The organism is Alphaproteobacteria bacterium (assembly GCA_024244705.1).
GTDB lineage: Bacteria > Pseudomonadota > Alphaproteobacteria > JAAEOK01 > JAAEOK01 > JAAEOK01.
This window is the reverse complement of record JAAEOK010000052.1, coordinates 1-26,867: the sequence shown is the minus strand read 5'-3', so window position 1 is coordinate 26,867 and position 26,867 is coordinate 1. Positions and strand designations below refer to the sequence as shown.

The following is a 26,867-nucleotide window of genomic DNA, read 5'->3' as shown; positions in this document are numbered from 1 at the left end:
GGGATGACCAAACCGCCCGAAGATTTGATCTACGCGGTCGATGACGTGCCGCCATGGCCTCGGCTGATCCTGCTCGGCGGTCAGTATGCGGCGCTTCTGTCGGTTTACTTGATTCTCATCGTCGTCGTCGTGCGCGCCGGCGGCGCCACCCAGCAGGACACGATCAACGCGGTCAGTCTGGGCATGGTTGCGGCTGCCATCGGATCCTTGTTGCAGGCCATCTGGCGCGGCCCGGTTGGGTCCGGGTTTCTCGCCGCGCCCGTGTTCTCGGCTATTTACCTCGGCCCCTCCATGTTGGCATCGTCGAGCTTCGGCCTCGGCGCGGTCTTCGGCATGACCATTTTCGCCGGACTGGTCGAGATCGTGATCTCGCGATTTCTCAGCCACCTTCGCGTCTTTTTTCCACCGGCGATTAGCGGTTTCATCGTCGTCATCGTCGGCATACAGCTTGGCCTCGTCGGCATCGACCATGTGCTCAACGTGGACGCCTATGGCAGGCCGGATTATCTCACGCATGTGATCGTGTCGCTGCTGACCTTGGCGGCGATTGTTGGGTTGAGCCTGTGGGCCGGCGGGTTGGCACGGCTGATGTGCGCGTCTGCCGGCATCCTGTTCGGTTTGGTTATGTCGGTCGTCTTCGGTCTCGTCCCGCTGTCCGCCATCGGCGCGATATTTGCGGGGCCTGCCGTATTCGTTCCCGATCCCGGTTACATTTCGTACGATTTCGAATGGGTGTTGGTGCCGGCTTTCCTGATCGCCGGAATCGCCGCCGCGCTGCGCACCGTCGGCGTCATCACGACATGCCAGAAGATCAATGACACCGATTGGAAACGGCCTGACCTGACGTCGATAAAGGGCGGCATGCTGGCCGACGGCATCGGGTGCATCGTTGCCGGTCTGCTCGGCACGATCGGACAGAACACGGCGCCCAGTCTGGTCGGCGTGTCCAAGGCTTCGGGCGCGACCAGCCGCTATATCGCCTTTTCGGCCGGGGCCATTTTGATCCTGCTGGCCTTCGTGCCTGCCGTGGGCGCGCTTTTTCTTTTGTTGCCGAAAGCCGTAATCGGCGCCGCGCTCGTTTTTACATCATCGTTCATGATCTCGGGCGGCATCCAGATCATGGTATCGCGCAACATCGATTCGCGTATGACCTATGTCATCGGCATTGCCATGCTGCTGGGCCTGGGCAAGGAGGTGTTTCAGAACTACTTCAAGCAATTGCCGCATTTGATTCAGCCATTGACCGGGACAATGCTGTCGGTGGCGGTTGTTACGGCACTGAGCCTGCACCTGCTCTTTCGCCTTGGCGCCAGGCGCACTGCGACCTTCAAACTCGACCAATCGGATCATTCGCTGGACGATCTAGAGGGATTGCTGACGGCGCGCGGCAATGCATGGGGAATAGACGCCGGTACCATGGACCGGGCGGTATCGACGACCCGGCAGGTGCTGGTCCATATCGAGGACGCGAACCTCATTTCAGGAAATATCCGCGCCGCGATTACCTACAACGACGTCGACCTTGTCGTGACCTTGGAATACTCGGGCACACTGTTAAACCTCCCGAACGTCGGTGTTCACCGGCACATCTTCTTCGAGGAGGAATCGTTCTCCTATGGATTGGCCGATTTCTTGACCGGCGTTTATCCCGATCGCATGGAATCTTCGGCTCACGGCAGCGACGTTACGATTCGACTGATATTCGCCGCTTGACGAGGGCATTCGAGCGGCCCGGCCGCAACGCCGGAATTTGACTTTCATCCGCCATGTGGGTGCAATGCGCCGTCGTCGAAAAACGCGCAGAACGAAGACACCGATTCTGCGTCGCGTGGAGACAACAAATAGACAGTGTCGTACGAGGGAGGCCGCCATGGGTCGTATTGGGGGGCTGTCCGCCACGGTGGCGGTAGGCGTATTCTTGCTTGCGTCACCGGTAAAATCGCACGCGGAGGCGCTGCTTGAACGCGGCACCTACTTGATGCAAGGCATCGTCGCCTGCGGCAATTGCCACACGCCGCAAGGACCGGAAGGCCCGGTCGAAGGAATGGAGTTGGCTGGCCAATTCCTGATCGAGATGGGGGACGCGTTCACGGCCTATGCCCCGAATATCACACCCGATCCGGAAACCGGAATCGGCGCTTGGAGCGATGCCGATATCGCGACCGCCATCCGCGAAGGCCGGCGCCCGGACGGGTCGATCATCGGCCCGCCGATGCCGATCGAGCTCTACCGTGACATCTCCGACCGCGACGTGGCGGCGATCATCGCGTATCTGCGGTCGGTGCCGGCGGTGCGAAACGAGGTCCCGAGATCGACCTACAACATCCCGCTGCCGCCGGCCTATGGCCCGCCCGCGGAGAGCGTCGCGGAGGTGCCGCGCGACGACATGGTCGCCTACGGCGCTTATCTGGCCGGTCCGCTTGGGCACTGCATCGAATGCCACTCGACGCCCGTCGACGGCCGTCCCGATTTTGAACATCATCTCGGCGCGGGCGGGTTCGTCTTGGAAGGCCCTTGGGGCCTCGCCGTGTCGCGGAACATCACCCCCCATCCCGAAGATGGTATCGGGCACTGGACCGATGCCGAGATCAAGCGCGCCATCACCGAGGGCATCCGCGCCGATGGCGATCCGCTGTCTCCGCCCATGGGCTTTGGGTATTACCGGAACCTCGACGAGTCGGACCTCGACGCCATCGTTGCCTACTTGCGGACCCTGCCGCCGCTGCCGTTCCCCGAATAGGCGATCGGGATCCGGCGGGGGTCGGGTTGCACCCGCTCGCTCTCTCGCGGGACTACCATTCTTGGTTCTCCGACCTAGTTAGATGTCAGTTTCGATGCGTCGCGGTCGCCGCCCTTCGCGGATCGACTACGCGGCGTCTATTTGGGTCGTCTAGGCATTTGATTGGGGAGCTGGAAATCGTGGAACAGAAGGCGCGGGCCGTTGGCTTCAACCACGTCGCCCTCGAAGTCGGCGATATCGACGAGGCGATCGAATTCTATCGCGGCTTCGTCGATTTCGAGTTGCGTGGCAAGGGCGAGAATTCAGCCGAGATCGATCTCGGCGACCAGTTCATCGCGCTGTCGAAGGGCCGCACCCAAGGCCCCGACGGGTCGCGTCACTTTGGCCTTGTCGTCGATGACAAGGAGGCGGCGCGCCGAGCCCTGGAGGCAATGGGCGTGGAGATCCTGCCCGGACGCTTCCTCGACTTTCTCGACCCCTGGGGCAACCGCATCGAGATCGTCAGCTATCCCAACATCCAATTTACCAAGGCGGCCAATGTCCTGCGCGGGATGGGATTGAGCGGGCTGGTGAAGAACGAATCGGCGGTCGGTCAGTTGGTCGAAAAGGGAATGGCGCCGGATTAGACGGCAGCCCGCCGCGTTCAAGCCAGGAGGTCGTCCTCGAACGGGAATTTGGTCAGCACTTCGCACCCGTTTGCGGTTACCAGCACCTGCTGCTCGAGCTTCACCGCCTCGTAGCCGCCTTCCTCGCCGATGAAGCTTTCCACACACAAGGTCATGTTCTCTTCGATTGTGCCGTCGTAGCCAACGCGGTCCCAATCCTGGAGGTGGAAGAAGCTGGGGTACTCGTCGCAGACGCCGATGCCGTGCATGAGGACGGGGTAGCGGTTGGCCTCGAACTCTGGCGGCCGTTGCCACGCCTTTTCGGAGAATTCGCGAAAGCCCATACCGGGCCGCACCAGCTCCAAATTATGGTGCAGTTCCTCATGGGCGAGCTTGTAGAGCCTTCGCTGCTCGTCGCTGGGTTTGCCGGGACGACAGAAAAAGGTCCGCGAAATGTCGGCGCAATAACCGAGCGGGCCCAACATGTCGGTGTCGACATCGACCAACTCACCAGGACGGATGAGCCGGTCGGAGGATTCCTGCAACAACGGATTGGCGCGGTCGCCGGCGCTCAGCGCGCGGTCGTCGATCCAGTCGCCTCCCATGGCGATATTGGTCTGATAGAGAATCGACCACAGCTCGTTCTCGGTCATGCCGGGCTCGAGCGCAGCGCGCATGCGTGACAGCCCAATCTCGGCGACGGCGATGGCGTAGACCATGCATTGGACTTCCTCCGCCGATTTGATCGAGCGGGCCAGTTCCATCGGCACCTGCGCGTCGCCGACGACGTAGCCGCGGGCCGCCAATTCCTGCGGTATCAACGGCGGACCGCCATCGATAGCGATCCGTTTACTGCCACCGCCATGGGCAACGAGCAGGTCACCGATCTCGTCGGCCCAGGCTTTCGTCATCTCACCCACTCTGGGCCCGCCGAAGAATGGGCTTATCGGCTTGAACGGCCGGCATTCGTCGACGGTATCCAGGCCGGCGGCCGTATGATGGGAATAGCCGGCGTCGAACAACACAACCGGACCTTCGACCGGTAGGAACAGATAGCGGTAGGGGATGTGCATCTGCAGGGCGGAGCTGTGACGGCTGCCGGTGGCGTAGCGAATATTGAGCGCATCGAACAGAATGCAGGCGCCGTAATCGTGGGCCGCGAGTTGCTCGCGGACGCGCCCCAATCGATAGCGGCGGAGCGCGGTCATGTCGATGCCGGCTTCGGTATCGGGCAGGCGGTTGATCGGCGTCGATCGGGCGATCCGCACCATATCCGGTCGGCGATCCGACGGTCGGCCGGTTGACTGGTCGCTATTCATGCCTATGCCTCCTCAACGTTCCTCGCCGAAATCCCGGTTCCGATCATGGCCACAGGATCGGTTCGACCGCGTCGGCCACCGCGCGCGCCAGGACGGCGTTGCTCTCCGGCGTCAGATGAATGCCGTCGATTTCGCACCCCTCGACAATGGTGCTGGCGTCGAGGAAATCGCACTTGTAGCCCTCGGCGAGCCGCCGATAGAGTTCCGGCAACGCCCGCGAATTCTCTTCGACGCCATCGAAGAAAACCGCCATCGCGTCGACCGGCCGGGTGACCAAAGGCGGCGCGACGACGAGGATTTTCGGAATGCCGAGGTCGGGCCCGGCTTGGCTCCTGAGAATGCCGAGGACCAGCCCGCCGCATCCGGCGGCGATGTCGTTGGCCGTCAAATGCATGTTCGATTGCAGGTCGTTGGTGCCGAGCATGATGATGACGAGATCGAGCGGGGCATGGGATTCGAGCAGCGGCGGCAGCGCCTTGACACCGTTGCGATCGGGGAGCAGCGGGCTGTCATAGGCCGTCGTGCGCCCGTTGAGGCATTCTTCGACGACATGCGCCCGCTTGCCGAGCAGGCCCCGAAGAATGTGCGGCCACCGCTGCGCCAGCGGGTATCGCAACATGTTGTCCGCCCGAAAGCCCCAGGAAATCGAATCGCCGTAGACGAGAATAGATTTGGTCATCGACCGATCACTCCGTTCACCATTGCGTCGTCACGATGTCGCCCTTTCAGTGGCCAAGGCGGTGAGGTCATCGGCGATCCGGGCGACCACCGCGTCCCATTGTTTTGGCTCGGGCTGGCGATAGAGGCGGACGCTGGGATACCAGGGGGAGCGGTCGCCGTCGGCGCCCCAGCGCCAATCGCAGGCGTAAGCCAGCATCGCCCACACCGGCCGGTCCAACGCTCCGGCGAGGTGAACCGTGACGGTGTCGACGGATATCAGCAGGTCGAGTTGCTCAATGATGCCGCCGGTCTGATAGAAATCGCCAAGCGTTTCGTCCCCGAGGTCGTGAATCCGATCGTCGAAGCCCGCCGTCGACTCGCCGAACTGAAGATTGAAGTAACTGACGCCCGGAACGTCGAGCAGCGGCGCAAGATATTCGAGACGCATCGATCGGGTGTAGTCGCCCTTGAAGATCTTGCTGCCGGCCCACACCAGTCCGACCTTCAGGCCGTCGCCGTCGAGCGGGGAGGTGTCCCGAGGCGCTGCGGACACATAGGGGACCTTGGCCGGTATGTCCGGCCACCGGGTCTCGAACAGACCGGGCAAGCTGAACACCGGGACCTTAAGGTCCGCCGCCGGCATTTCTTCGTCGGGCGTCACGACCCGGTCGACCCCGGCGACGGTTTCAAGCAACCTCTTGATCTGTTGCGGCGCATAAAAGATTATGGTGCCGCCGCGCTCCTTGATCCCCGGCAAATAACGCGCGCACTGGATAATGTCGCCGAAGCCTTGCTCGCCGTAAACGATCAGCGTTTTGCCCGCGAAATCACCGCCGTCCCACAACGGTGGCTTGAATCGCTGGTGCCGCGCGCGCTGGTCGCGGCGGTTCAGACGCGCCTCGTAGTCGGCGAAGCCGCGTTCGTAGTCGCGGGCGCGGAGATAGCAGAGCCCGCGATCGAAACGCATTTCGGGGTCCTTCGGCGCATGGCGCAGGGCACGATCATATATTTCGATCGCCTCATCGAAGCGGGCGGTGGCCTCGAGCACATTTCCGAGATTGTGAAGCGCAGAGACGAAGCCGGCCTCGAGGCGAAGCGTGCGCCGGAACGCCTTTTCGGCATCCTCGTAGTCGTGCCCGTAATAGTGCAGGAGCCCGAGATTGCGATGGACCAGCGGATTGCTCGGGACCAGCGTTTCGACCCGCTGCAGCAGGTCGCGCGCCTCATCGAGACGGCCGAGCAGGACCAGGCATAGTCCGAGCGTGTTGAGCAGCCCGACATGGTCGGGCGCGGCATTGAGCGCCCGCCGCAGGGCCGGCTCCGCATCTTCGGCACGGTCGATCTGCATCAAGGCGGTGGCATAGAGCTGTTGCGCCTCGACCAAGCTGGGTTGGCGTTGGGTGACCTCTCCCAATATCTGCGCCGCCTTGCCAATCTGATTGTTGGCCAGGAGTTTTTTTGCCAGCTTGAGCGCCTCGGGAATGGAAATCTGTTTCTGCTGCATCGGCTCCGCTTGGGGAAAACCGGGTTGACGAGATACTGCGGACGGCGGCTCCAACTCTTGAACGGTCCTTTATTGACGTGCGCCCCTGGGGCGGTACTTGGTACCATTCCAGGCTTGCCGATTGCCAATGGGAAATTGCCAAGGGAGTTTCGCCGTGACGTCATCTGCCGGCCGCCTGCGGGCGGTGTTTGCCGAGCCCGGGATACGGGTCACCGCTTGCTGCTTCGATGCCTTGAGCGCACGACTGATCGAACGCGCGGGTTTCCCGCTGTCGTTCATGTCCGGCTTCGCGGTGTCGGCGGTTCGTCTCGGTCTGCCCGATACCGGATTGATTTCCTTTGCCGAGATGGCCGACCAGGGACGCAACATTTGCGCCGCCGTCGACATTCCGGTCATCGGCGACGGCGACACCGGCTATGGCAATGCGATCAACGTCAAACGGACCGTGGACGGTTATCGGCGGGCAGGGTTCGCCGGCGTGATGCTCGAGGATCAGGTTTCGCCCAAGCGCTGCGGCCATACCCGCGGCAAGCAGGTGGTCGACCGCGGTGAAGCGCTGGCGCGCGTGCGGGCCGCCGTCGACGCCCGCGATGAGGGCGACGATATCCTGATCGTCGCGCGTACGGACGCGCGAGGCACCGACGGGATCGACGAGGCGATCTGGCGGGCCCAAGCCTTTGCCGATTTCGGCGCTGATATCACTTTCGTCGAAGCGCCCAGCGACGAAATGGAGTTGGCCCGTATCTGTAAAGAGATCCCGACGCCGCAAATGGCGAACATGGTGCACCAGGGTCTAACCCCGGTCCTCTCGCCACAACGCCTCGAGGAATTGGGATTTAAGCTCGCGATCTATCCCTTCACGCCGCTCGCCGCGGCGATCAAGGCGATGAGTGAGGCCCTGGCGGCGCTCGCCGAGGGTCGCCAGCCGGTCGAAATGATGACCGATTTTGGCGAACTGTGCGAGATCGTCGGCTTCGACGACTACTACGCGGCCGAGGACCGCTATCTTGGCGGATAAGCGATGACCGTCGAATCGATTGCTTTTCCCGAGGATGACCCGGCGCGCGCGGCACGGGTGTTCGATGGCGCGCTGGTCGTCTATCGCCAGGTCGCGGCGTTGGCGCCACTGCTGACGCTGGCGCGCGATCACGTGGAGGCTGTTCTTGGCGGTGAGCCGCGAACGGCGCACCAACGGTTCACGGTGGGCGACTATCTCGACAAGGTCGAAACTTTGCGGCGCAATTGGCGCAGCGAGGGTCGGGTGCGCGCGTTGTGGATCGATATCTTGCGCGCCGTCGGCGCCGATCCGGAGCAAACCTACTACGATTGGTTCGCCCTGCGGGCGGTACCGCCGCGGCATCACTTTCCCGCCAACCCCCGCCTCCACCTGCCGCCCCATCGCGACAGCTGGGGTTCGAACGTTTACCAGCAAATCAACTGGTGGGCACCGGTCTTCCCACTCGAGGCGGAGCGGACATTGGTAGTCTATCCCGACTATTGGTCACGACCGATCGCCAACACCAGCGCGCGCTGGGACTTAGCCGAGCTGCGCCGGCTGCCGCCCACCGACCGCAAGGCGTATCCGCGGCTGGCGGCGCTGGCGGAGCCGATGGGCGACACCACGCCCGTGCCCATCGTCATCGATCCCGGCGATCTCTTATGCTTCTCCGCCCAGCACCTGCACGCCAGCCGGCCTGATGCTGCCGCCCTGACGCGGTTCAATACCGAATGCCGGACGGTCAATATCGACGACGTGCGCGCGCACCGCGCCGCGCCCAATACCGACGGTGGCGCTCCCTATGTCGCCTGGGACTGGTTCAAGCGTTTCCCCGATGGCCGCAGTCTGGCCGCCGATCTTGGACTGCCGGGTGGCTTGGTCCGGCTGCCATCCGCGCCGGCCTAGCGATCGTTTGCCAGCGCGTCCCGTCCGGCCGCGCTGATCCGATAGAGCGATTTCCACTTCGGCTGTGCCGAGGCCGGATCGAGTTCCAAATACCCCTGCCTGCGCAGTGCTTCGGCGTGGCGGAATTCCACCGCCGGGGCGGCCCCATGATCGCCCTCCCAGAAGGCGGCGGGGTGAGGCAGGCGGGTCAGGGCCAGCACATGATCGGCGGCGGCGAATTCAAGCAATCGGCGTTCGCTTTCAGTCATCGACGGGCCTGTCGATTATGGGGATAACCACGCCATCGGACCGGAAGCAGCTCCAGTCGATGGAGCGGCAGAGAACCCGGCCGTCAATGCCGCCGGCATCGAACAATCGGCCATCCTCGGGCGATTCCGCAGCACAGACGACAAACGGCGCGCCGCGCAGGAAGGTTTCGGAATACTGCGCCGCCGGGCTGATCGCCAGCGCCGCCTTGAGCAGCGCGGCGATAACAATTTGCGGCTCGATCATGGGCGTGATATCTGCCTTGCGCCGTTCATGCCAGTTCTCGCGCGGCAACCGGCGAGAACCAGGATACAAGACGTGGCGGGCAGGCAGGCACGGTGCATGGCGGCTATCCAATGGGATCGGGCAGGGTCCAAACGCCTTCGGACACTAGCACCGTCCGGCGGAATCGCGTTAGCGGCGAGGGATTTTCCTTGGGTGGGCGTGTGGCCGCGGCGTTACACGCCGGTCTTGCCGCCGGGCCGCGAGCGCAGCAGCTTGAAGCGCCGGAAGCCGAGGTCGGACAAGTGTTCGAGGTCGAAATCGACCATGCCGCGCGTATCGCGGTCCTTGATCGGCTGCGAGCAGCGCCATTGGGTATCGTTGCGGCCCTTGTTGATCTTCGATACCGACACGTAGCAGATCCGAGCCGGGCAGGTCAGGGCGCATCCGGCGTTGGCGAACAGCGTGATCCGTTGTTTGTTTTCCAGTTTTTCGAGAAATTCCGGCTGCTCGCAGAGTTCCATCGGCAGCACGACGGTATCGTAGATCTCGAGCGCGGCGTCTATTTTCGCCTGGGTGTCGATGTTCTTGATGACACTGGCCTCGATTCTGTATTTCGGGAAGTCACGCCGGATCCACTCCGCGAGCTTGTCATTGGTGACGATTGCGGCATTGCCCGGGCGATGATACTTGTCGAGGAAGGCCAGGTTTTCCTCGTATTCGGGTTCTTCGGCGAAATGGTTGGTCAGCGGGATGCGGACGCCGATGCCGACATCGTACATCACCGCAACATCGCGCTCGTAAAGCTCGGGCTGGTTGAAGACGCGGCCACCATAGAGCGTGCTGCCCTCGACGAATCCGAACAGGCTGTCGATCTGGGCGATCGGCACGGTGGCGTAGTTCTTGGCCAAGAAGCGCAGCACCGGCTGCTCCGGCGGCTTGCTGCGGGCGGAAATCGTGAACACCGTATCGGCATGAAACGGCCGCGCCGAAACCGCGTAATCCTTGCGTGCCGGCTCGGCCCGAGCCTCCGGCGTCCTGATCTCGTCCAGCAATCGCGACATCGGTCGCTTCCCCTCCGTCGCCGGTTGGAATCGCGCCAGCATATGGTGACAAACCGGCCGATCGGCGGCATTGACCTGGATCAAGGCCGTTTGGCCCCGTTTGACGGGGCGAATGGCGGCACGTCGATGTGGCGAGGCGTATTGCCGACGCTGTGGTTTTCCCAGATCAACTCGAACGCGCTTTCGATCGCGCCGGCGAAATGTCCGACATCGAAGAGCGGGCCGGTCCCGGCAGCGCCGACGATCCGGCCGCGCAATTGAGCGAGCCTGTCCGGATCTCGCGCAAGCGCGATCGCGGTCTCGCGGTAGCCCGCGCCGTCGGCGGCGATCAACTCCTCGACGCCAAGCGTTGTCAACAGACTGGCCGCGACCCGGCCGGCGAACGACGGTCCGGCGACGGTGAGCAGCGGCAGGCCGACGAACAGCGCATCGCTGGCCGTGGTATGGGCATTGCAGATCAGGGTGTCGAGGAACAGGTCGGCGTATTGTTGCCGCCGCAAATGCCGCGGACGGCAGACCCGCTTGGCAAAGAGGAGCCGCGCCGGATCGACTTCGGCACTCGCGGCGGCGGCGCGCAGGTTGGCCGTGACGGTATCGCTGTCTGCGAGCAACCAAAGGACCGATCGCGGTACTTCGCGGAGGATCTCCATCCACAGGCCAAAGACCTTGGGCTCGATCTTGTGGGCGATATTGAAGCAGGCGAAGACGAAGACATCGTCGGGTAGTCCCCACTCGCCGCGCAGTGTCGGCGAATCGTCGATCTCCTGGCCGGGGTCGCTGACCTGGAAGCAGCGGGGCAGGCTGACGACTTTCTCGGAAAACCAGCGCCGGTTCGCCGGCGGTAGCACCACCGGATCGGCGATGATGTAATCGATCCAGGCGGCACCCGTCGTGCCGGGGTAGACCAGGTACGAAACCTGGAGCGGCGCCGGCCGTCGGGCAAGGATGCCGGGCCGCGCCGACCCGGAATATCCCATCAGGTCGACAACGATATCGATTTCATCCGCCGCAATCGCGCGGGCCGCCTCTTCATCGCTCAAGCGGTGCAGGTCGACGAAGCGGTCGCAATCGGCGGCGATCTTCCGGCGTTCGACGCTGCCGTCGTCGGTTCCCGTCGCGTAGGCATGAACCCGGACCCGGGTCCGGTCGTGCGCGGCGAACAGGGACTGCATCAGGTAAGCCGTGGCATGGCGCCGAAAATCGCCCGACAAATAGCCAATGCGTAACGGTCCCGGGTGTGGCGTATGGGGCCTCGGCGATCCTGCCGCCGGGAATTGCAGCGACCACGCTCGAGCGATCCGCAGCCGGTCTTCCTCGGCAATGTCCAACAGCAGGGAATGGAACGGGGCAATGAGGTGGGATGGTGGCGGTTCGGATTGGAGTCGGAAGAGCTCAATCAACCGCTTGGTATCCACCCCAATGCCGGTCCAGTCCGCCAGGCTGAGCCGGGCATAGAGGCCGCCGTCGAGGGCGCCGACATGGCCTGGGTCGAGATCGAGCGCGGCCTCGAAGCAGCCGCGCGCCTCGACGACGCGATCAAGCCGCTGGAGCGCCTTGCCCTGGGCAATGAGATTATCGGCCGATTGCCCTGTGATTTCCTCGATCCGGCGGAGATGGCCCAACGCAGCGTCGGTGCGGCCCTGGCTCTTCAGCAGGTCGGCGAGGTTGGCATGGGCCAGGGCATATTCGGGAACAAGGGTAAGCGCCGCCCGGAGCAACTCGATCGCGTCGTCGTGCCGTTGGGCGGTGGCGTAAGCGGCCGCCAGATTATTAATATTTACGGCGACCTCGTGCCGCGCCGCGGTTTGTATGCGGGCCGCCGCGCTCGCCTGGGTGAGCAGATCGCGTGCCGCCTCGAGCCGGCCGGCCTCCCGCGCCTGTGCCGCTCGTGCGCAAAGACGGCTGATCGCGGCAACCGCGACTGGCCTGACTGGTTCGTCGTCCACCGGGCTCATCGCGGCAAAGAGTAGGAGCGGGGCCGCTGTCTGTCCAATGGGGACCTCGCCGGCCCGACCGCATCCAGCCGCCTAATCAGGCCGACACACGTGAAGGCGGCCAGGGCGACGCTAGGCGCGCAGCGCCATCAATTCGTTGAGCACGCCGCGGTCGACGTCCTTGCCTTCGGTCTCCCAGACGGCCTCGCCAAGGACGGTCCATTGGTTCGCCTCTGCGGCCGTCGGCGTGTAGATCTCCATGCCGGCCTTGGTGAGTGCTCTCTTGTAAAAGTTTTCGAGCCTACGGTCTTGCTCGGTGGCTTCGTAAGCGGCCTCCTGGGCGGCCAACATGAACACCTCGCGCATCGACTCCGGCATGGCGTTGAACGTATTGATGTTCATGACTTGGAACAGGACGGAGAAGATCGCGTTGACCTCGGTCGCGTATTTCAGCACCTCGTGCATATCGAACTGGAAAGTCCAGATTGGCTGCACGTGAATGCCGTCGACGACGTCGACCTTCAAGGCCTGGAATGTCTCCGTCCACGGCAGCGGCGTCGGGATGCCGCCCCAGTTTTGGATCAGTGCGATCGACAACGGTGAGCGGAGCGTGCGGAACTTCAGACCGTCGACCGCGTCTGGCGCCGGTAGCGCGCGGATATTGTTCCACAAGAGGCGGAAACCACCGGCACCGACCGGCGGCAGCACCTTTACCGGCACTTCGGATTCGAACCCCGCCGCCTGCTTCTTCCACAAGTCGGACTTGAACAGCCGCAGCGCCATGTCCCAGTCGGTAATGGCATAAGGCAGGTCAACAAACGAGAACTTGTCGGAGAACAGGCTGAACTGCGGCGTCGCGTGCGAGGTGATGTCGATGAAGCCGGTCTGTACCGCCTCGAGCTGATAGACATCAGTGCCTACCGTCGACATAGTGTAGATGTGGAAGTCCATCTCGACGTCATACTTCTTACGCAGGATCTCCGGGATGCGTGAGACGGAGACGTGGGACGGATCGCCTTCCTTCCCGTTCAGCCCGACGACAATTGGCTTAAAAAACCTTTTCGCCTGTTGCGAACGGACGATCGCCGGCGCCCCAATAATGGCCCCGGCAGCCAACCCCGCTGAAATCTTGACTACTTGGCGCCGGGAGATCTTTCGGCTACTCGGCCGCTGTTTCGACATGCCCCATTTCCTCAGCTGATGACTGCTTAGCCGACATTCCCCAGATGATATCGATTTTCGTGGAATTCGCATTGCCAGTCTAGTCTTCCAGCCAGCACGGTGTGAGTCAGTTAACCGGACTACCTCGCACCGGTTTGGCGAATCGTCGATCTCCTGGCCGGGGTCGCTGACCTGGTAGCAGCGGGGCAGGCTGACGACTTTCTCGGAGAACCAGCGTCGGTGCGGCCCTGGCGCTTCAGCAGGTCGGCGAGGTTGGCATGGGCCAGGGCATATTCGGGAACGACGGCAAGCGCCGCCCGGAGCAACTCGATCGCATCGTCGTGCCGTTGGACGGTGGCGTAGGCGGCCGCCAGATTGTTGAAATTGACGGCGACCTCGTGCCGCGCCGCGGTTTGTATGCGGGCCGCCGCGCTCGCCTGGGTGAGCAGATTGCGTGCCGCCTCGAGCCGGCCGGCCTCCCGCGCCTGTGCCGCCCGCGCGCAAAGACGGCTGATCGCGGCAACCGCGACTGGTCTGACTGGTTCGTCGTCCACCGGGCTCATCGCGGCAAAGAGTAGGAGCGGGGCCGCGGTCTGTCCAATGGGGCCTCGCCGGCCGTATTGCGGACGGCAGACGCCCGCGCGGTTCGCCCGAAGACGGGCCGGTCGCGGCCGGATCGCTGGAAACGGTACTCTTTGCTGGAATTGATTTGAATCAAAGTGTCGGGCGACGGTCTCTGATATTCGGGCCTGTTCGGACTTTGACAACCGAAAGGGGGGCGGAATGGCGAGCCCGCGCAACGTCCAGAGCTTGAAGGTCGAAAGCCCAAACGGTGCAGTCGACGGCAGCGGAGCGACCGCGCCGGAAGTGCCGGATAGTGCCGCCGGCGCCGGCCCAAGGGACACCGGCGCACGCGAGATCGCCGAAGCTCCGCCGATCGAGGCTCCCAGTCCGGCGGAACCGGCACGCGATCCGGACACGATACGCCGGATGTTCGAGACCGGTGAATATCCCTACAAGCAGAAGGTTAGCCGAAAAGACTACGAGAAGCACAAGGCTCAGCTGCAGGTCGAGCTGGTCAAGGTTCAGGATTGGGTCCGCGAGACGGGTCAAAGGATCGTCATGCTGTTTGAAGGCCGCGACGCGGCCGGCAAGGGGGGGACGATCAAACGCTTCACGGAGCACCTGAATCCTCGTGGCGCGCGCGTCGCGGCGCTCGATAAGCCGACCGAGAGGGAGCGGGCGCAATGGTTCTTCCAGCGCTACATTCGCCATTTCCCCGCCGGTGGCGAGATCGTCTTTTTCGACCGTTCCTGGTACAACCGCGCCGGCGTCGAGCGGGTCATGGGTTTCTGCACGCCCAACGAGTACCTCGAGTTCATGCGCCAGGCGCCGGAGATCGAACGAATGATGGTGCGGAGCGGCATCCGTTTGTTCAAATACTGGTTCTCGGTGACTCGCAAAGAGCAGCTGCGGCGATTCAAGGCGCGCGAGCACGAACCGCTAAAGAAATGGAAGCTGTCGCCGATCGACCGCGAATCGCTCAACAAATGGGACGACTACTCGGAAGCGAAGGAGGCGATGTTCTTCTACACCGACACCGCCGACGCACCGTGGACGATCATCAAGTCGGACGACAAGAAACGGGCACGCCTGAATTGCATGATGCATTTCCTCCACTCATTGCCCTATCCGGAAAAGAACGAGGATGTGGTGCGTCCGCCGGACCCACTGATCGTCGGGTCGGGCCTCGATGTGATCCGTAAGAACGAGCACATATTGGGGCGGAGCCTCCATCCCGAACACCGGCGCAACTCCTGACACCGATCTCCGGTCCCGGGCCCCGGGACCGATGCCGCCAGTCGGCCTCATGGCGGTCCGCGCCGCGGCGTGTCGCGGCCGTTCGCGGGCCATGATAGAGTTCCGCCAGTTTGCCCTGTCATCGGTTTGGAACGGAGGGGCTCCGATGGATTTGTCAGAAGCGGTTGGTTATCTCGCCGCCGGCCTCGTTTTCACGACGTTTTGCATGAAGACGATGATGCCGCTGCGCTATGTCGCGATCACCAGCAATTTCGCCTTCATCACCTATGGCGTCGTTGGCGGGCTCTATCCGATCCTGATCCTCCACACCATCCTGCTGCCGCTCAACCTCTACCGGTTGCACGAGATCCGGAAGACGATTCGCGGCGTGCGCGAAGCGGTGGATGGCGACCTCAATGTTCAATGGCTGCTGCCCTACATGCGCAAGCGACGCTTCGCGGCGGGCGAGGTGTTGTTCGAGAAGAACGACCCGGCCCACGAGATGTTCTATGTCGTCAGCGGCACGGTGCGTCTGGATGAGCTCGGCCACGACCTCGGTGCCGGTGATCTGATCGGCGAGATCGGTCTCTTCGCGCCCGACCAGATGCGCATGGATTCGGCCACCTGCACCACCGATGGCGAATTGTTGGCGATCTCCGACCAGAAGGTGATGGAGCTGCTGTACCAGAACCGGGAGTTCGCCTTTTTCCTGATCCGCCTGGTCACCGGGCGGCTGATCCACGACCTGCGCGACCACGCGAAGGTGGCGTGAGAGTAGTTCGGGCGGTTGAGTTGCCAGGTCGGTCAGGCCCGATATGGCTATCGTCACTGCTTTTCGAGAACCCTGCAGGTGGCAATGAGCGCGCTTCCAGACTCCTGGGCACACACCTCCATTGACGTTGGCGACAACAACTTTGCCTGGAAAAGAGAGTCCTCGTCGGAGAACAAAAGGCTTTCGTTGTCGCTCCGGATCACGCCGACCAAAGTCTCGACGTGTGTCGGCGAGGACCAGAAGCCGATCAGCCCACGACCATCGTGCCGGTCGATCTTCAACGTCCACAAGATCGAGCGGTCAGCGAATACTGGTTCCTGTCGTGATGCTTGATGCCCAAGCGTCCCCTGTACGGCTCCTTCGTTACCCGACCCGGACCACGTGCCGACGAGATTCGGCACGGACGAATCGGCAAAAGCGGACGTCCCGATCGCAACGGCGGTGAGCACGGACGCGACGACGATCGCGCCTGAGCGCGCAAGGGCATTCATCGGTCCTCCTCCATGCATAGTTGCGCAGTTCGATGCAGAGTTGGACTTCCGCGCGAATTGTCGAAAAGCCCATATCTACTGCGGATTAAAATGGTGCCGCCGGTAAGAATCGAACTTACGACCCCACCCTTACCAAGGGTGTGCTCTACCCCTGAGCTACGGCGGCATAGAGGGCGCGCAACATGCCACAAGGGACCTGGCCGCGCAAGCGGCTCGGCGGCTCGGCGCGGGTCGTGGCGGCACCGGATTGAAACCGGCTAAATCTTCGGCACCGGCGCGGGGATTCGCGCGCTCGCCCGTTCAACGACAGAGAGCCATTCCGCTCCGCGCCCACGACAAGGAGAGCCGCCGTGACCGTCCGCATCCTCGTATTCCTATCAATTCTCGCCGTCTCCATCCCACCCGCCGCCGGCCAGAGCGCCGACCCGCCCGGCGGCTGCGACGGTGCCAGGGCGGCCAAGCATTTCGACCGCATGGACGCGAACCGGGACGGGCGCGTCACCGAAGACGAGATGATGCAGGTTCGCCTGACGCTTGTGCAGCGGGCCGACACCAATGGCGACGGCGTGCTGTCCGCGGACGAATTCTCGGCTGCCGGCCAAGGGCGCCAGGGCGACCGTGCAGAGCGGCGTTTCGTCAGGCTCGATGCGGACAACGACGGCGCCGTGACGATGGCGGAAATCTTCGCGGTGCGGCTGGCATTTCTGCGTCGGGTCGATGCCGACGGCGACGGCGCGATGACCCTGACCGAGCTCCAAGCGGCGGGCCCCTGCCGTGGCGTGCCGCGGGTCCAATAGGGGCACCAAAAGGCGGCGCAACCGTTGCGCCGGGCCGACACGCGGCCTACCATTTCGACCGTGCAGTCGATGGGGCGGAACGCGGTGAATCGTAAGCGAGACGACGAGGATGAGACCCGGCCGCGCGGCGCGGCCGCAAGCAAGGACCGGGCCGAGCGCCAGGCGGCCGCCCTGCGCGCCAATCTGCGCCGCCGCAAGGCCCAGACCAAGGCGCGCGCCGAGCGCCGGCATAGCGACGAACACGATTCGGATTAACGACGTGCGCGGCCTTGAGGCCGTTCCCCGACTCACGTACAAACGGGCCTTCGGCGCGATCGGGCGCGGGACGCCGCGACGACGGTGCCGGCCCCGGCAATCCTTGGGCGGACCATGGACAGGATCCACATTCGCGGCGGGCGACCGCTCGACGGCAAGATCGAGATCAGCGGGGCCAAGAACGCGGCGCTGCCGCTGATGGCGGCATGCCTGCTGACCGACGACACGCTGACCCTGACCAACGTCCCCGATCTTGCCGACATCATGAGCATGGCCCGGTTGCTCGAAAAGCTCGGGGTCAGCGTTTCCCGCAACGGCGACGGCGAGCGCCACGCCATATCGTTGACCGCGGACCGCATCTTCGACACCACCGCGCCCTACGATTTGGTGCGCCGCATGCGCGCCTCGGTGTTGGTCCTCGGGCCGCTGCTGGCGCGCTACGGCCAGGCGACGGTTTCGCTCCCCGGCGGATGCGCCATCGGCGCCCGACCCGTCGATCTGCACCTCGAAGGCATGCGGCGCCTGGGCGCCGACATCGAGCTCGGTGACGGCTATATTCGCGCCACCGCCACGGGCGGCCTGAACGGCGCGCGTATCGTGTTTCCGATGGTTTCGGTCGGCGCCACCGAGGACGTCCTGATGGCGGCCAGCCTGGCGCGCGGCGAAACGGTGATCGAGAATGCCGCCCGCGAGCCGGAGATCTCCGATCTGGCGCGCTGCCTGGTGGCGATGGGGGCGCAGATCGATGGCATCGGTTCGTCAACCCTGACCGTCCAAGGGGTCGATCGCCTCGGCGGCGCAACTCACGAAATCATCGCCGATCGCATCGAGACCGGCACCTACGCGATGGCGGCGGCGATCACGCGCGGGCGGATCGAGTTGGTCGGTGCGCGCCATGACGACTTGACGGCGGTGATCGAAACCCTGAACCGGGCCGGGGTGACGGTGATCCGCAACGGCGCCGGGTTGGTCGCCAGCGCCGCCGAAAGGCCGCTCTTGGGGGTCGATACCCATACCGAACCGTTCCCCGGTTTTCCGACCGATCTCCAGGCTCAATTCATGGCGCTGATGTCCACTGCCGACGGCGCGGCGATGGTCACCGAGACGATCTTCGAGAACCGTTTCATGCACGTGCCGGAGCTGTCGCGGATGGGCGCCGACATCCACCTTCACGGCGGGACGGCGATGGTGCGCGGCGTGCCGAGGTTGCACGGGGCGCCCGTGATGGCGACCGATCTCAGGGCCTCGGCGTCGCTGGTGTTGGCGGGGCTGGCAGCGGACGGCGAGACGACGATAAGCCGCGTCTATCATCTCGACCGCGGATTCGAGAAAGTGGTGCGCAAACTGGCCGGCTGCGGCGCCGACATCGAACGTGTAAAGGAGGCAGGATGAAGGACGGGCTGAAACTGCGCGCCCTCGACGGCGACGATCTCAGTGTCGTCTCGACGCACCTGCAGGATGCGGTGGTCCCGCTCAGCGAAATCACCTACCTGCCGCGGGAACGCCGCTTCGCGTTCGTCGCCAGCCGGTTCCGCTGGGAGAATTGCGATGCGGCCCGCGAAAACTGCAGCGCCCACGAAAGAGTGAATTGCGGCGTCATGTTCGATTGCGTGACGCGGGTGCGGACCCGCAACGTCGATCTCAAGGACCGCCGCCAGACGTTTACCGTTTTGGCCCTCAGCGGTGAGGACAATGGCATCACCTTGGTGCTCGGCGGCGGCGGCGAGGTGCGGCTGGAAGTAGAGCGCATAGTATGCCATCTACAGGACATCGGGGAGCCCTGGCCGACCCAATGGAAGCCGGGACACCCCGATTCCGATGGCGATTGACGGCGATGCACGGATCACATCACGGAGTCACGAAAGGTGCGCAAGGAAGAGGGGCTCATCCTCGCCCTGCCCAAGGGGCGTATCCTGGCGGAGGTCATGCCGATCGTCCGACGGGCAGGTATTGAGCCCGAACCGGCTTTCGACGACCCCGATTCGCGCCAATTGCATTTTCGCACCAGTGTTCCGGGATTGGACCTGATCCGCGTCCGCAGCTTCGATGTCGCCATCTTCGTCGCCTTCGGTGCGGCTGCGATGGGCATCGCGGGGCAGGACGTGCTGATGGAGTTCGAGTATCCCGAGATCTACGCCCCGGTAGATCTGGGGGTCGGGGTGTGCCGGCTGAGCGTCGCCGAACCGGCGGACCTGGTCGCGGGCGACGACCCGACGCGGTGGAGCCATATCCGGGTGGCGACGAAATATCCGGCGCTGACGCAGCGCCATTTCGCCGCCCGCGGCGTTCAGGCCGAATGCATAAAGCTGTCGGGCGCGATCGAGTTGGCGCCCCGCCTCGGACTATGCCGCCGTATTGTCGACTTGGTATCGACGGGCGCGACGCTCGAGGCCAACGATTTGGTCGAGGTCGAGCGGATCGTCGATGTCAGCTCTCGATTGATCGTAAACCGCGCATCGCTCAAGACGCGGCCCGACGAACTGGGCCCGTGGATCGACCGCTTCAGGGAGGCGATCGATGACGCTTAGATTGAACGCCGCCGAGGCCGGTTTCGAATCGGACTTTATCAGGCTGGTCGAAGCGCGGCGCGGCGTCGAAGCCGATGTCGACGACGCGGTCGCCGAGATCATTGCCGACGTTCGGACCCGGGGCGATCGAGCATTGATCGATCTTACCGCGCGTTTCGATGGTCAGAACCTTACCCCCGAGACCCTGCGCGTCGGCGCGGCGGAGATCGCGGAGGCGGCGGCGCGCTGTTCCGCCAATGCGCGCCGCGCGCTCGCCGAAGCGGCGCAGCGGATCACCGCATTTCATGAGCGGCAAGTTCCCGCCGACGATTCCTTCGTCGATGACGCCGGCATCCGCTTGGCGGCAAGGTGGACGCCGGTTGCCGCCGCCGGCATCTATGTTCCTGGGGGCACCGCGGCCTATCCCAGCTCGGTCCTGATGACCGCGATTCCCGCCCGCGTCGCCAACGTGCCGCGCCTGGTGATGACCGTGCCGACCCCCGACGGCGAACTCAATCCCCTGGTCATGGCCGCCGCCGAGATCACGGGAGTGGATGAGATTTATCGTATCGGCGGTGCGCAGGCGATCGCGGCACTGGCATATGGCACGCAAACTGTGAGCCCGGTGGACAAGATCGTCGGACCCGGCAACGCGTTTGTCGCCGCCGCCAAGCGGCGGGTCTTCGGCGTCGTCGGCATCGACATGGTCGCCGGACCGTCGGAGATCCTGGTCGTCGCTGATGCGGCCAACGACCCGTCGTGGATCGCCATCGACCTGTTGTCGCAGGCCGAGCACGACAGCGTGGCTCAGGCCATCCTGATCACCGACGATGCGGACTTTGCGAACGCCGTCGCCGATGCCGTCGCCGAACACCTCGATACGCTGCCGCGGGCCGCGGTTGCCGGTGACAGCTGGCGCGAACACGGCGCCATTATCGTCGTGCCCGATGTCATCGAATCGGGACCCTTGATCGACGCACTGGCGCCCGAGCATCTCGAGCTCGCGGTCGCCGATCCCGAGGCCCTCGCGGCGCGGATCCGCAATGCCGGGGCGATCTTCCTGGGCCGCCACACGCCGGAGGCGATCGGCGATTACGTCGCCGGTCCCAGCCACGTCCTGCCGACGGCGCGGAGCGCTCGATATGCGTCGGGCCTGGGTGTGCTCGATTTCACGAAGCGTACGACCCTGGTCCAATGCGATGCCCGCGGCCTGGCAATGATCGGGCCGGCGGCCGTCACCTTGGCGGAGGCCGAAGGACTCGACGCCCACGCGCGGTCGGTCGCCATCCGGCTGGGCCAGACAACGGCCGATTAGCCGCCGTGGCGTCCGACGACCAGCGCCTGATCGACGTGAAGCTTGACGAACGGACGGTCGTTCGGCGCAACGCCGACGTCGAGCACGAGCGCGCCGTCGCCATCTACGACCTCTTGGACGAGAATTCGTTCGAGCCGGTCAATCCCATGCCGGGGCCGTTTATTCTCCATTTGTCGGTCGAGGGCGATCGCCTGGCCCTCGATATCCATGGCGGCAACGACGAGCCGTTGGACCGGGTGCTGATGTCGCTCAACCCGTTCCGCCGGCTCATCAAGGATTACTTCACCGTTTGCGAGAGCTATTTCGAGGCGATCAAGACGGCGACGCCGTCCCAGATCGAAGCCATCGACATGGGCCGGCGCGGGCTCCACAACGATGGTTCGGAGCTGCTGCGGGAGCGGTTGGTCGACAAAGTCGAAATGGATTTCAATACGGCGCGTCGGCTGTTCACGCTGATCTGCGTCCTCCATATCAAAGGGTAGCGTACGGCGGTGGCGGATCTTCCCGGCAGCGTTCTCTTCGCCTGTACCGCCAACTCGGTGCGCTCGCCGATGGCGGAAGCGATCCTCAAACACTTTCTCGGCCATTTGATTTTCGTCGATTCGGTCGGCGTGCACGGGCGCGAAATCGACGGCTTCGCGATCGCCGTCATGGAGGAGATCGGCATCGACCTCGCGCGGCACCACTCGAAGACGTTCGATGAATTGCAGGATTCGTCCTTCGACCTGGTTGTCACGTTGTCTCCCGAGGCTCAGCACCGGGCGGTCGAGATGACCCGGACCATGGCCTGCGACGTGGAATTCTGGAACACCTTCGATCCGTCGATCGTCGAGGGCTCGCGCGAGGTGCAATTGGCCGCCTATCGGCAAGTGCGCGACCAGATCATGGAGCGCATCATGGCGCGTTTCCCGATGCCGCTGAAGCCCGTGTGAGGCCGATGGAGATGACGCGACGCATGTTCGTAGCCAGCGCCGGCGCCATGACGATGGCGGGTGCGATCGGGACCGCGCGCGGGGAGGCGGCGTTTCGGCTGGCCCCGGAATGGCACCTTCACGCCCGCTGTTTCATGGCTTTCAGCGCGGCCCACGGGACCTATACGCCGGGCCAGATCGATGCCATCCGTCGCGAGCAGGCAGCGGTCGCGCGGGTAATTTCCCAATTCGAACCGGTGACCATGATAGCCAATCGCGCCGACTTGGCCGAGGTTCGGGCGCTGTGCGGTCCAACGGTCGAAATTTTGGAGCTCCGTCATCACGACATCTGGGCGCGGGATACCCTGCCCAGCTTGGTCTCCGGCGCCGACGGCGGCACCCATGCCGTGAACTGGAACTTCAATGTGTGGGGTGAAAGATTTCCCGGCTATGGCGACGACCGCGACCTCGCCGAACGCTTCGCCCGGCATTTGTCCATTCCACAAGTTCGCGCGCGTGTCGTCGCGGAAGGCGGTGCGATCGAGGTCGATGGCGAAGGCACCTTGATCACGACCGAGACCTGTTTGCTGAACCGCAACCGCAACCCGGGTCTATCGCGGGCCGAAGTCGAGGCCGAGTTGTGCCGACTGACCGGGGCGGCCAAGGTCATCTGGCTGTTCGGGTCGCGCGCCGATAGGGTCACCGACGGTCACGTCGATGGCTTGGCGCGTTTCGTTGCGCCCGGTCGGCTCGTCGTCGAGATTTCGGAAGACCCCGATGATCCCGAATACGAGGACCTGTTGGAAAACGCCCGGCGACTCGATGCGGCGCGGGATGCGGCCGGCCGCGTCCTCGAGGTGGTCCGCCTGCGACGTCCGCGCTGGGATCAAATGGTGGATCGAGGCAACGATTTCGCCGCGTCCTACGTCAATTGCTACGTCGCCAACGGCGGCGTGGTCCTGCCACGGTTCGGCGATCGGGAGCGGGACGACGCGGCCCGGGATCTGTTTGCCCGGCTGATGCCGAAGTACCGAATTGTGCAAGTGAAAGTGGACGAGATCTGCGAGGGCGGCGGCGGTATTCACTGCAACACCCAGCACGTTCCCGCACGCTAGCGGCCGCAAACCTGCCGGTTGGCGTCGACGCCGGCCTTTCGAGTCATTGACTTTTCGGCCACCACCCGTACCTTGCACCCCGGTTTCCCGATAAAGGGTCGAGAATGGCGAAAGAAGATCTCCTGGAAATGACGGGCACAGTGAAGGAACTTCTGCCCAATGCCATGTTCCGTGTAGTTTTGGACAACGAGCACGAAATCCTCGCGCACACCTCCGGCAAGATGCGCAAGAACCGCATCCGCGTTCTGGTCGGCGACCGGGTGACCGTTGAGATGACGCCATACGATCTTACCAAGGGACGCATCACCTTCCGCTTCAAATAGATTTCTAAGGGCCGGAGTTGACCGCCAGCGATCGCCCGCCCCTGGTCTTGGCATCGGCATCGCCGCGGCGGCATGAGCTTCTCAGGCAGATTGGGCTCGCCCCCGATCGCGTCGCGCCGGTCGACGTCGACGAGCACCCGCAACGAAGAGAATTGGCAGCGCCGTTGGCAAAGCGTCTGGCGTTGGCCAAGGCCAGGGCGGGGCAGGCGGCGCACCGGGAGGCCTATGTCATCGGCGCCGACACCGTCGTCGCCTGCGGTCGGCGCATCCTCGGCAAGGCGCAGGACCGGGATACCGCGGCGGCATATCTTGGAATGCTGTCCGGTCGGCGCCACCGCGTCGTTGGCGGAGTCGCCGTCGTCGCACCGGACGGCCGCGCCGCGGTTCGCGTGGTGACGACCTCGGTACGTTTCAAACGGCTCACACGGTCGGAGGTCGACGCCTATCTCGATTGCGGCGAGTGGCGCGGCAAGGCCGGCGCCTACGGTATACAAGGCTTGGCCGGGGCATTTGTCACCGGGCTCAACGGGTCCTATTTCAACGTCGTCGGGCTGCCACTTTACGAGACCGTGGCCTTGCTCGGCGGCCTCGGCTACCCCTGGCCAAGGAGCCCGACGAGCCGATGAACGATTGTATGTTGGTCGATATCCACAAAGCCCATTTGCGCGCCGCAATCATGCACGGCAGCGAACTGGACGATCTGTTCCTGGTCGCGATCGATGAGGAGGCGCCGGTCGGCGCCATCTTTCTCGGCCGTGTCCGCCGGGTTCTGCCGGGCATCAACGGCGCCTTCGTCGATCTCGGCACCGCCACCGACGGTTTTCTGCGCGCCTCGGCGGCAAGGGGTGCCGCCGCGCCTGGTTCGCCGGCCGACGACCGATCGATCGGCGAGGACCGGCCGAGAATCGGCGACTATGTCACCGAAGGCCAGGCCGTGGCGGTGCAGGTTGCCCGACCCGGCATCGCCGGGAAGGGGCCGGTGCTGACGACCGAGCTCACCTTGGCCGGCCGCTATCTGGTTTTTCGCGCCGCCGATCCGGCCCTGTCGATCTCACGGCGCATCGACGACGAAGGAAAGCGCCAGGAATTGGCAGCACTGGTCGAACCGCTGCTCGACGGCGCCAACGGTTTTGTCGTGCGCACACTGGCTGCAGGCGCCACCGCCGCCGCGCTCCGCGGCGAGGCCGAGCGCCTGCGGTCGCGCTGGGCCGCGATCGAACAGGGCCTGCGGACCGTGACCGCGCCGACGCGGGTCGATGACGGGGGCGCCCCGCTGCTCCGTGTGCTGCGCGAAGCGGAGCTGGCTTCCGACGCCGTTATCCGCACCCAGGGTGTTGCCGGAATGGCGGAACTGATGCCGGAAATCGAGGGCATGTGGCCCGACCTCGGCGGCCGCGTCGAAATCGACAACCGCCCCGAGAGCCTATTCGAAGCGGCCGGCGTCAATGACGCTCTGGCGCCCTACCTCGGGCGCCATGTCGATCTGCCCGGCGGCGGCTCGCTGGCCGTCGAACCGACTCAGGCACTGACCGCCATCGATGTCGACACCGGCACCCGCAGCGCCGACCGGGGAAACCCGGTCCTCACCGCCAACCTCGACGCCGCGGCGGAAATCGCCCGCCAGCTTCGGATCCGCAATCTCGGCGGCTTGGTCGTTGTCGATTTCGTCCACATGCGGCACCGGGACGACCGCGACCGGGTCGTGGCGGCGCTACGGTCCGCGCTTGACGACGACCGCAGCCGGGTCCAGGTATTGGGGATATCGCCGCTGGGACTGGTCGAGATGAGCCGCGAACGCAACGCCTACGCGGCGCTCACCGAGGCGATGACACCTGAATGAACGAGGTGGCGGGGACGGCCGGGTGACCGTAAAGCAGAAAACGCCAGTGCCGAGGTCGGGCGGCAAATGCCCGGTCTGCCGCAAGCCGACGGTCGCACGCTATCGTCCCTTCTGTTCCGGGCGCTGCGCCGACATCGATCTGGCGCGCTGGTTCACCGGCGCCTACCGCATTGCCAACGAGGAGCCGGCGGAGGACGAAGACGCGACGCGCGACGACCCGGGCTACGATCGATGACCAGAGATATCTAGGCTCGGAAGGCGCTGATTTTCCATGGTTTTGGCGCCGCCGCGCGCAAATCCATAGACGGTGGACAGGCTGCCTCGACTTGGCTATAAGCGCTGCGGTCAAGCCCAGGCGCCCAGGTAGCTCAGTTGGTAGAGCAGGGGACTGAAAATCCCCGTGTCGGCAGTTCGATTCTGTCCCTGGGCACCATTGCCGTTTTTTGTCGTTGATTTAACACGACTTTCTGCCCCTCATTGTCCCACTAGGGTGCATTGCGCCGGAAAGTGGGACACTTTCGTTCCCGTTTTCGTCCGGGACTAGTAGGTGCATGGCGTTGTCGGCCAGCTTCTTGCGGTTTGCCTTCCGCGTGTAGAGCGCGGCCTGCTTCGGACTCTCCCAACCAAACATTGCCATCAACTGGTGTTCGGTCGCGCCGTTGTCTGCGGCGATCGTCGCCCCGGCTTTACGGAGCCCGTGCGCCGAGCAATGCTTGAGCCCGGCGGCATCGCATTGGCGCCGGAACCAGTTCCCGAAGCCGGCAGCCGAGTAGGACTTTCCGTGCTCAGTGGTCAGGTACGTCAGATGGCCGGATGGCGTCGCATCAAGGATTGCGCGCAGTTCCGGCAAGATGGGGATCTGCCTCTCCTTGGGATGTTGGGCGCTGCCCTTCGCTTCCGTGAAGTGCAGCCGCCCTTGACGCTCCATCTGACGGCCGAGCGTGACGACATCGGAACGTCGCACGCCGGTATAGAGCAGCAGCGCAAGGGCGAGTCGCGGTTTGGAGCCTATGGGATGGCGCGCCTCGAATTGTCGAACCTCTTCGATGGTCCAGGTATGGAAGCCTGTTGAACCAGTGCGAATGTAGGGAACATCACGCGCCGGGCTGCGCTCAGCAAGTTCCTGGTCCGGATCAATTGCCCAACCAAACAACTGACGGAGCGCTTTGACGCGAGCGTTTGCCGCTTCTGGCCGGTCGGCGTGCTCGTCCCTGATCCCACGAACGTGGCGCGGTTCCATTAGCGAGCTATAACCGAATCTTGGTGATGGCGTGATGTAGAGGCGGCGTATCCTGGCGATGTTGAGGTCGCCGATTTCCAAGAAGGAAGGATACGCCATGTACGAGGATAGAGTTGTTTCGTTTTCCCATCCAGATGCGATTT

Annotated in this window: 31 protein-coding genes and 2 tRNA genes; 21 read left to right on the top strand and 12 right to left on the bottom strand. The window is 64.1% G+C overall.

Features of this window, described 5'->3' with window-relative positions:
• The first annotated feature begins 3 nt into the window (after window positions 1-3).
• The 3 genes from GY791_08615 (at window position 4) to GY791_08605 (ending at window position 3,366) form a co-directional block, all read left to right on the top strand.
• A complete protein-coding gene (locus GY791_08615) occupies window positions 4-1,713 on the top strand; it encodes a xanthine/uracil/vitamin C permease (protein MCP4328482.1) in 1,710 nt (569 codons plus the stop codon).
• Window positions 1,714-1,870: 157 nt separating this feature from the next.
• Window positions 1,871-2,740, top strand: a complete 870-nt coding sequence (locus GY791_08610; protein MCP4328481.1) for a cytochrome c — start codon at window positions 1,871-1,873, stop codon at window positions 2,738-2,740.
• Between the two features lie 176 nt (window positions 2,741-2,916).
• Window positions 2,917-3,366, top strand: coding sequence for a VOC family protein (locus tag GY791_08605; protein ID MCP4328480.1), 450 nt, complete (start codon window positions 2,917-2,919; stop codon window positions 3,364-3,366).
• Between the two features lie 17 nt (window positions 3,367-3,383).
• Here the strand turns inward: GY791_08605 and GY791_08600 are convergent, their stop codons facing one another.
• From GY791_08600 to GY791_08590, 3 genes are all read right to left on the bottom strand, one after another.
• Entirely contained in the window at window positions 3,384-4,553 is a 1,170-nt protein-coding gene (locus tag GY791_08600; protein MCP4328479.1) for an aminopeptidase P family protein, read from the bottom strand.
• 154 nt (window positions 4,554-4,707) lie between these two features.
• Window positions 4,708-5,343 (bottom strand): SGNH/GDSL hydrolase family protein, encoded by a 636-nt coding sequence (locus GY791_08595; protein MCP4328478.1) that lies wholly within the window; start codon window positions 5,341-5,343, stop codon window positions 4,708-4,710.
• 30 nt (window positions 5,344-5,373) lie between these two features.
• A complete protein-coding gene (locus GY791_08590) occupies window positions 5,374-6,828 on the bottom strand; it encodes a tetratricopeptide repeat protein (protein MCP4328477.1) in 1,455 nt (484 codons plus the stop codon).
• 127 nt (window positions 6,829-6,955) lie between these two features.
• Between GY791_08590 and GY791_08585 the strand changes: the two genes are divergently transcribed.
• Together GY791_08585 and GY791_08580 are read left to right on the top strand one after the other, a co-directional pair.
• On the top strand, window positions 6,956-7,846 hold the full coding sequence (locus tag GY791_08585) for an isocitrate lyase/PEP mutase family protein (protein MCP4328476.1): 891 nt from the start codon (window positions 6,956-6,958) through the stop codon (window positions 7,844-7,846).
• Between the two features lie 3 nt (window positions 7,847-7,849).
• Window positions 7,850-8,731, top strand: coding sequence for a hypothetical protein (locus GY791_08580; GenBank protein ID MCP4328475.1), 882 nt, complete (start codon window positions 7,850-7,852; stop codon window positions 8,729-8,731).
• Here GY791_08580 and GY791_08575 read toward each other — a convergent pair.
• The 6 genes from GY791_08575 to GY791_08550 all read right to left on the bottom strand — a co-directional run bounded on the left by GY791_08575 (window position 8,728) and on the right by GY791_08550 (window position 13,912).
• Window positions 8,728-8,979 (bottom strand): hypothetical protein, encoded by a 252-nt coding sequence (locus GY791_08575; protein ID MCP4328474.1) that lies wholly within the window; start codon window positions 8,977-8,979, stop codon window positions 8,728-8,730. The genes GY791_08580 and GY791_08575 overlap by 4 nt on opposite strands.
• Window positions 8,972-9,223 (bottom strand): hypothetical protein, encoded by a 252-nt coding sequence (locus GY791_08570; GenBank protein ID MCP4328473.1) that lies wholly within the window; start codon window positions 9,221-9,223, stop codon window positions 8,972-8,974. Before GY791_08570 ends, GY791_08575 begins: the two co-directional genes overlap by 8 nt.
• Before the next feature lie 212 nt (window positions 9,224-9,435).
• Window positions 9,436-10,164 (bottom strand): hypothetical protein, encoded by a 729-nt coding sequence (locus tag GY791_08565; protein MCP4328472.1) that lies wholly within the window; start codon window positions 10,162-10,164, stop codon window positions 9,436-9,438.
• 179 nt (window positions 10,165-10,343) lie between these two features.
• Window positions 10,344-12,209, bottom strand: a complete 1,866-nt coding sequence (locus tag GY791_08560; GenBank protein MCP4328471.1) for a tetratricopeptide repeat protein — start codon at window positions 12,207-12,209, stop codon at window positions 10,344-10,346.
• A gap of 120 nt (window positions 12,210-12,329) precedes the next feature.
• Complete coding sequence (locus GY791_08555) at window positions 12,330-13,379, bottom strand: TRAP transporter substrate-binding protein (GenBank protein MCP4328470.1); 1,050 nt, start codon at window positions 13,377-13,379, stop codon at window positions 12,330-12,332.
• 119 nt (window positions 13,380-13,498) lie between these two features.
• Window positions 13,499-13,912, bottom strand: a complete 414-nt coding sequence (locus GY791_08550; GenBank protein ID MCP4328469.1) for a tetratricopeptide repeat protein — start codon at window positions 13,910-13,912, stop codon at window positions 13,499-13,501.
• A gap of 229 nt (window positions 13,913-14,141) precedes the next feature.
• On the opposite strand from GY791_08550, the gene ppk2 reads away from it, so the two are divergent.
• Both ppk2 and GY791_08540 read left to right on the top strand, forming a co-directional pair.
• The gene (gene ppk2, locus GY791_08545) at window positions 14,142-15,179 is read left to right on the top strand and encodes a polyphosphate kinase 2 (GenBank protein MCP4328468.1); all 1,038 of its coding nucleotides are present in this window, start codon (window positions 14,142-14,144) and stop codon (window positions 15,177-15,179) included.
• Window positions 15,180-15,324: 145 nt separating this feature from the next.
• Window positions 15,325-15,930, top strand: a complete 606-nt coding sequence (locus tag GY791_08540) for a cyclic nucleotide-binding domain-containing protein (protein MCP4328467.1) — start codon at window positions 15,325-15,327, stop codon at window positions 15,928-15,930.
• A gap of 53 nt (window positions 15,931-15,983) precedes the next feature.
• Here the strand turns inward: GY791_08540 and GY791_08535 are convergent, their stop codons facing one another.
• Complete coding sequence (locus GY791_08535) at window positions 15,984-16,421, bottom strand: hypothetical protein (protein MCP4328466.1); 438 nt, start codon at window positions 16,419-16,421, stop codon at window positions 15,984-15,986.
• Window positions 16,422-16,512: 91 nt separating this feature from the next.
• Window positions 16,513-16,587: transfer RNA gene (locus tag GY791_08530), tRNA-Thr, on the bottom strand.
• A gap of 184 nt (window positions 16,588-16,771) precedes the next feature.
• Here GY791_08530 and GY791_08525 point away from each other — a divergent pair.
• The 14 genes from GY791_08525 to GY791_08460 all read left to right on the top strand — a co-directional run bounded on the left by GY791_08525 (window position 16,772) and on the right by GY791_08460 (window position 25,917).
• Window positions 16,772-17,218, top strand: coding sequence for a histidine kinase (locus tag GY791_08525; GenBank protein ID MCP4328465.1), 447 nt, complete (start codon window positions 16,772-16,774; stop codon window positions 17,216-17,218).
• 69 nt (window positions 17,219-17,287) lie between these two features.
• Window positions 17,288-17,473: a hypothetical protein gene (locus GY791_08520; GenBank protein ID MCP4328464.1), complete on the top strand. Its 186-nt coding sequence runs from the start codon at window positions 17,288-17,290 to the stop codon at window positions 17,471-17,473.
• A 114-nt stretch (window positions 17,474-17,587) separates the two neighbouring features.
• A complete protein-coding gene (gene murA, locus GY791_08515) occupies window positions 17,588-18,865 on the top strand; it encodes a UDP-N-acetylglucosamine 1-carboxyvinyltransferase (GenBank protein MCP4328463.1) in 1,278 nt (425 codons plus the stop codon).
• Window positions 18,862-19,302: a DUF2948 family protein gene (locus GY791_08510; protein ID MCP4328462.1), complete on the top strand. Its 441-nt coding sequence runs from the start codon at window positions 18,862-18,864 to the stop codon at window positions 19,300-19,302. The genes murA and GY791_08510 overlap by 4 nt, the downstream gene beginning before the upstream one ends.
• A 36-nt stretch (window positions 19,303-19,338) precedes the next feature.
• Window positions 19,339-20,001 (top strand): ATP phosphoribosyltransferase, encoded by a 663-nt coding sequence (locus GY791_08505; protein ID MCP4328461.1) that lies wholly within the window; start codon window positions 19,339-19,341, stop codon window positions 19,999-20,001.
• Entirely contained in the window at window positions 19,991-21,295 is a 1,305-nt protein-coding gene (hisD, locus tag GY791_08500; GenBank protein MCP4328460.1) for a histidinol dehydrogenase, read from the top strand. Before GY791_08505 ends, hisD begins: the two co-directional genes overlap by 11 nt.
• Complete coding sequence (locus GY791_08495) at window positions 21,175-21,777, top strand: UPF0262 family protein (GenBank protein MCP4328459.1); 603 nt, start codon at window positions 21,175-21,177, stop codon at window positions 21,775-21,777. Before hisD ends, GY791_08495 begins: the two co-directional genes overlap by 121 nt.
• Window positions 21,778-21,786: 9 nt before the next feature.
• On the top strand, window positions 21,787-22,227 hold the full coding sequence (locus tag GY791_08490; protein MCP4328458.1) for an arsenate reductase ArsC: 441 nt from the start codon (window positions 21,787-21,789) through the stop codon (window positions 22,225-22,227).
• A 23-nt stretch (window positions 22,228-22,250) separates the two neighbouring features.
• The gene (locus GY791_08485) at window positions 22,251-23,321 is read left to right on the top strand and encodes an agmatine deiminase family protein (protein ID MCP4328457.1); all 1,071 of its coding nucleotides are present in this window, start codon (window positions 22,251-22,253) and stop codon (window positions 23,319-23,321) included.
• A gap of 104 nt (window positions 23,322-23,425) precedes the next feature.
• Window positions 23,426-23,644: a translation initiation factor IF-1 gene (gene infA, locus GY791_08480; GenBank protein MCP4328456.1), complete on the top strand. Its 219-nt coding sequence runs from the start codon at window positions 23,426-23,428 to the stop codon at window positions 23,642-23,644.
• 17 nt (window positions 23,645-23,661) lie between these two features.
• Window positions 23,662-24,270: a septum formation protein Maf gene (gene maf, locus GY791_08475; protein ID MCP4328455.1), complete on the top strand. Its 609-nt coding sequence runs from the start codon at window positions 23,662-23,664 to the stop codon at window positions 24,268-24,270.
• On the top strand, window positions 24,267-25,484 hold the full coding sequence (locus tag GY791_08470) for a ribonuclease E (GenBank protein MCP4328454.1): 1,218 nt from the start codon (window positions 24,267-24,269) through the stop codon (window positions 25,482-25,484). Before maf ends, GY791_08470 begins: the two co-directional genes overlap by 4 nt.
• Before the next feature lie 46 nt (window positions 25,485-25,530).
• Window positions 25,531-25,719: a DNA gyrase inhibitor YacG gene (locus GY791_08465; protein MCP4328453.1), complete on the top strand. Its 189-nt coding sequence runs from the start codon at window positions 25,531-25,533 to the stop codon at window positions 25,717-25,719.
• Between the two features lie 122 nt (window positions 25,720-25,841).
• Window positions 25,842-25,917 (top strand) — tRNA-Phe (locus GY791_08460).
• A gap of 21 nt (window positions 25,918-25,938) precedes the next feature.
• Here GY791_08460 and GY791_08455 read toward each other — a convergent pair.
• Window positions 25,939-26,867 (bottom strand): tyrosine-type recombinase/integrase (locus GY791_08455; protein MCP4328452.1); only part of this gene is annotated, 929 nt, incomplete at its 5' end.

Excerpts from the sequence above, each read along its gene's own strand:
- infA (MCP4328456.1), top strand. The coding sequence starts at position 23,426 with ATGGCGAAAGAAGATCTCCTGGAAATGACGGGCACAGTGAAGGAACTT.
- GY791_08600 (MCP4328479.1), bottom strand. The coding sequence starts at position 4,553 with ATGACCGCGCTCCGCCGCTATCGATTGGGGCGCGTCCGCGAGCAACTC.
- GY791_08585 (MCP4328476.1), top strand. The coding sequence starts at position 6,956 with ATGGGAAATTGCCAAGGGAGTTTCGCCGTGACGTCATCTGCCGGCCGC.
- GY791_08485 (MCP4328457.1), top strand. The coding sequence starts at position 22,251 with ATGTTCGTAGCCAGCGCCGGCGCCATGACGATGGCGGGTGCGATCGGG.
- GY791_08575 (MCP4328474.1), bottom strand. The coding sequence starts at position 8,979 with ATGACTGAAAGCGAACGCCGATTGCTTGAATTCGCCGCCGCCGATCAT.
- GY791_08590 (MCP4328477.1), bottom strand. The coding sequence starts at position 6,828 with ATGCAGCAGAAACAGATTTCCATTCCCGAGGCGCTCAAGCTGGCAAAA.
- GY791_08535 (MCP4328466.1), bottom strand. The coding sequence starts at position 16,421 with ATGAATGCCCTTGCGCGCTCAGGCGCGATCGTCGTCGCGTCCGTGCTC.
- hisD (MCP4328460.1), top strand. The coding sequence starts at position 19,991 with ATGACGCTTAGATTGAACGCCGCCGAGGCCGGTTTCGAATCGGACTTT.
- murA (MCP4328463.1), top strand. The coding sequence starts at position 17,588 with ATGGACAGGATCCACATTCGCGGCGGGCGACCGCTCGACGGCAAGATC.
- GY791_08495 (MCP4328459.1), top strand. The coding sequence starts at position 21,175 with ATGCGATGCCCGCGGCCTGGCAATGATCGGGCCGGCGGCCGTCACCTT.
- GY791_08610 (MCP4328481.1), top strand. The coding sequence starts at position 1,871 with ATGGGTCGTATTGGGGGGCTGTCCGCCACGGTGGCGGTAGGCGTATTC.
- GY791_08580 (MCP4328475.1), top strand. The coding sequence starts at position 7,850 with ATGACCGTCGAATCGATTGCTTTTCCCGAGGATGACCCGGCGCGCGCG.
- GY791_08555 (MCP4328470.1), bottom strand. The coding sequence starts at position 13,379 with ATGTCGAAACAGCGGCCGAGTAGCCGAAAGATCTCCCGGCGCCAAGTA.
- GY791_08615 (MCP4328482.1), top strand. The coding sequence starts at position 4 with ATGACCAAACCGCCCGAAGATTTGATCTACGCGGTCGATGACGTGCCG.
- GY791_08595 (MCP4328478.1), bottom strand. The coding sequence starts at position 5,343 with ATGACCAAATCTATTCTCGTCTACGGCGATTCGATTTCCTGGGGCTTT.
- GY791_08470 (MCP4328454.1), top strand. The coding sequence starts at position 24,267 with ATGAACGATTGTATGTTGGTCGATATCCACAAAGCCCATTTGCGCGCC.
- GY791_08520 (MCP4328464.1), top strand. The coding sequence starts at position 17,288 with ATGGGGCGGAACGCGGTGAATCGTAAGCGAGACGACGAGGATGAGACC.
- ppk2 (MCP4328468.1), top strand. The coding sequence starts at position 14,142 with ATGGCGAGCCCGCGCAACGTCCAGAGCTTGAAGGTCGAAAGCCCAAAC.
- GY791_08540 (MCP4328467.1), top strand. The coding sequence starts at position 15,325 with ATGGATTTGTCAGAAGCGGTTGGTTATCTCGCCGCCGGCCTCGTTTTC.
- GY791_08510 (MCP4328462.1), top strand. The coding sequence starts at position 18,862 with ATGAAGGACGGGCTGAAACTGCGCGCCCTCGACGGCGACGATCTCAGT.
- GY791_08570 (MCP4328473.1), bottom strand. The coding sequence starts at position 9,223 with ATGATCGAGCCGCAAATTGTTATCGCCGCGCTGCTCAAGGCGGCGCTG.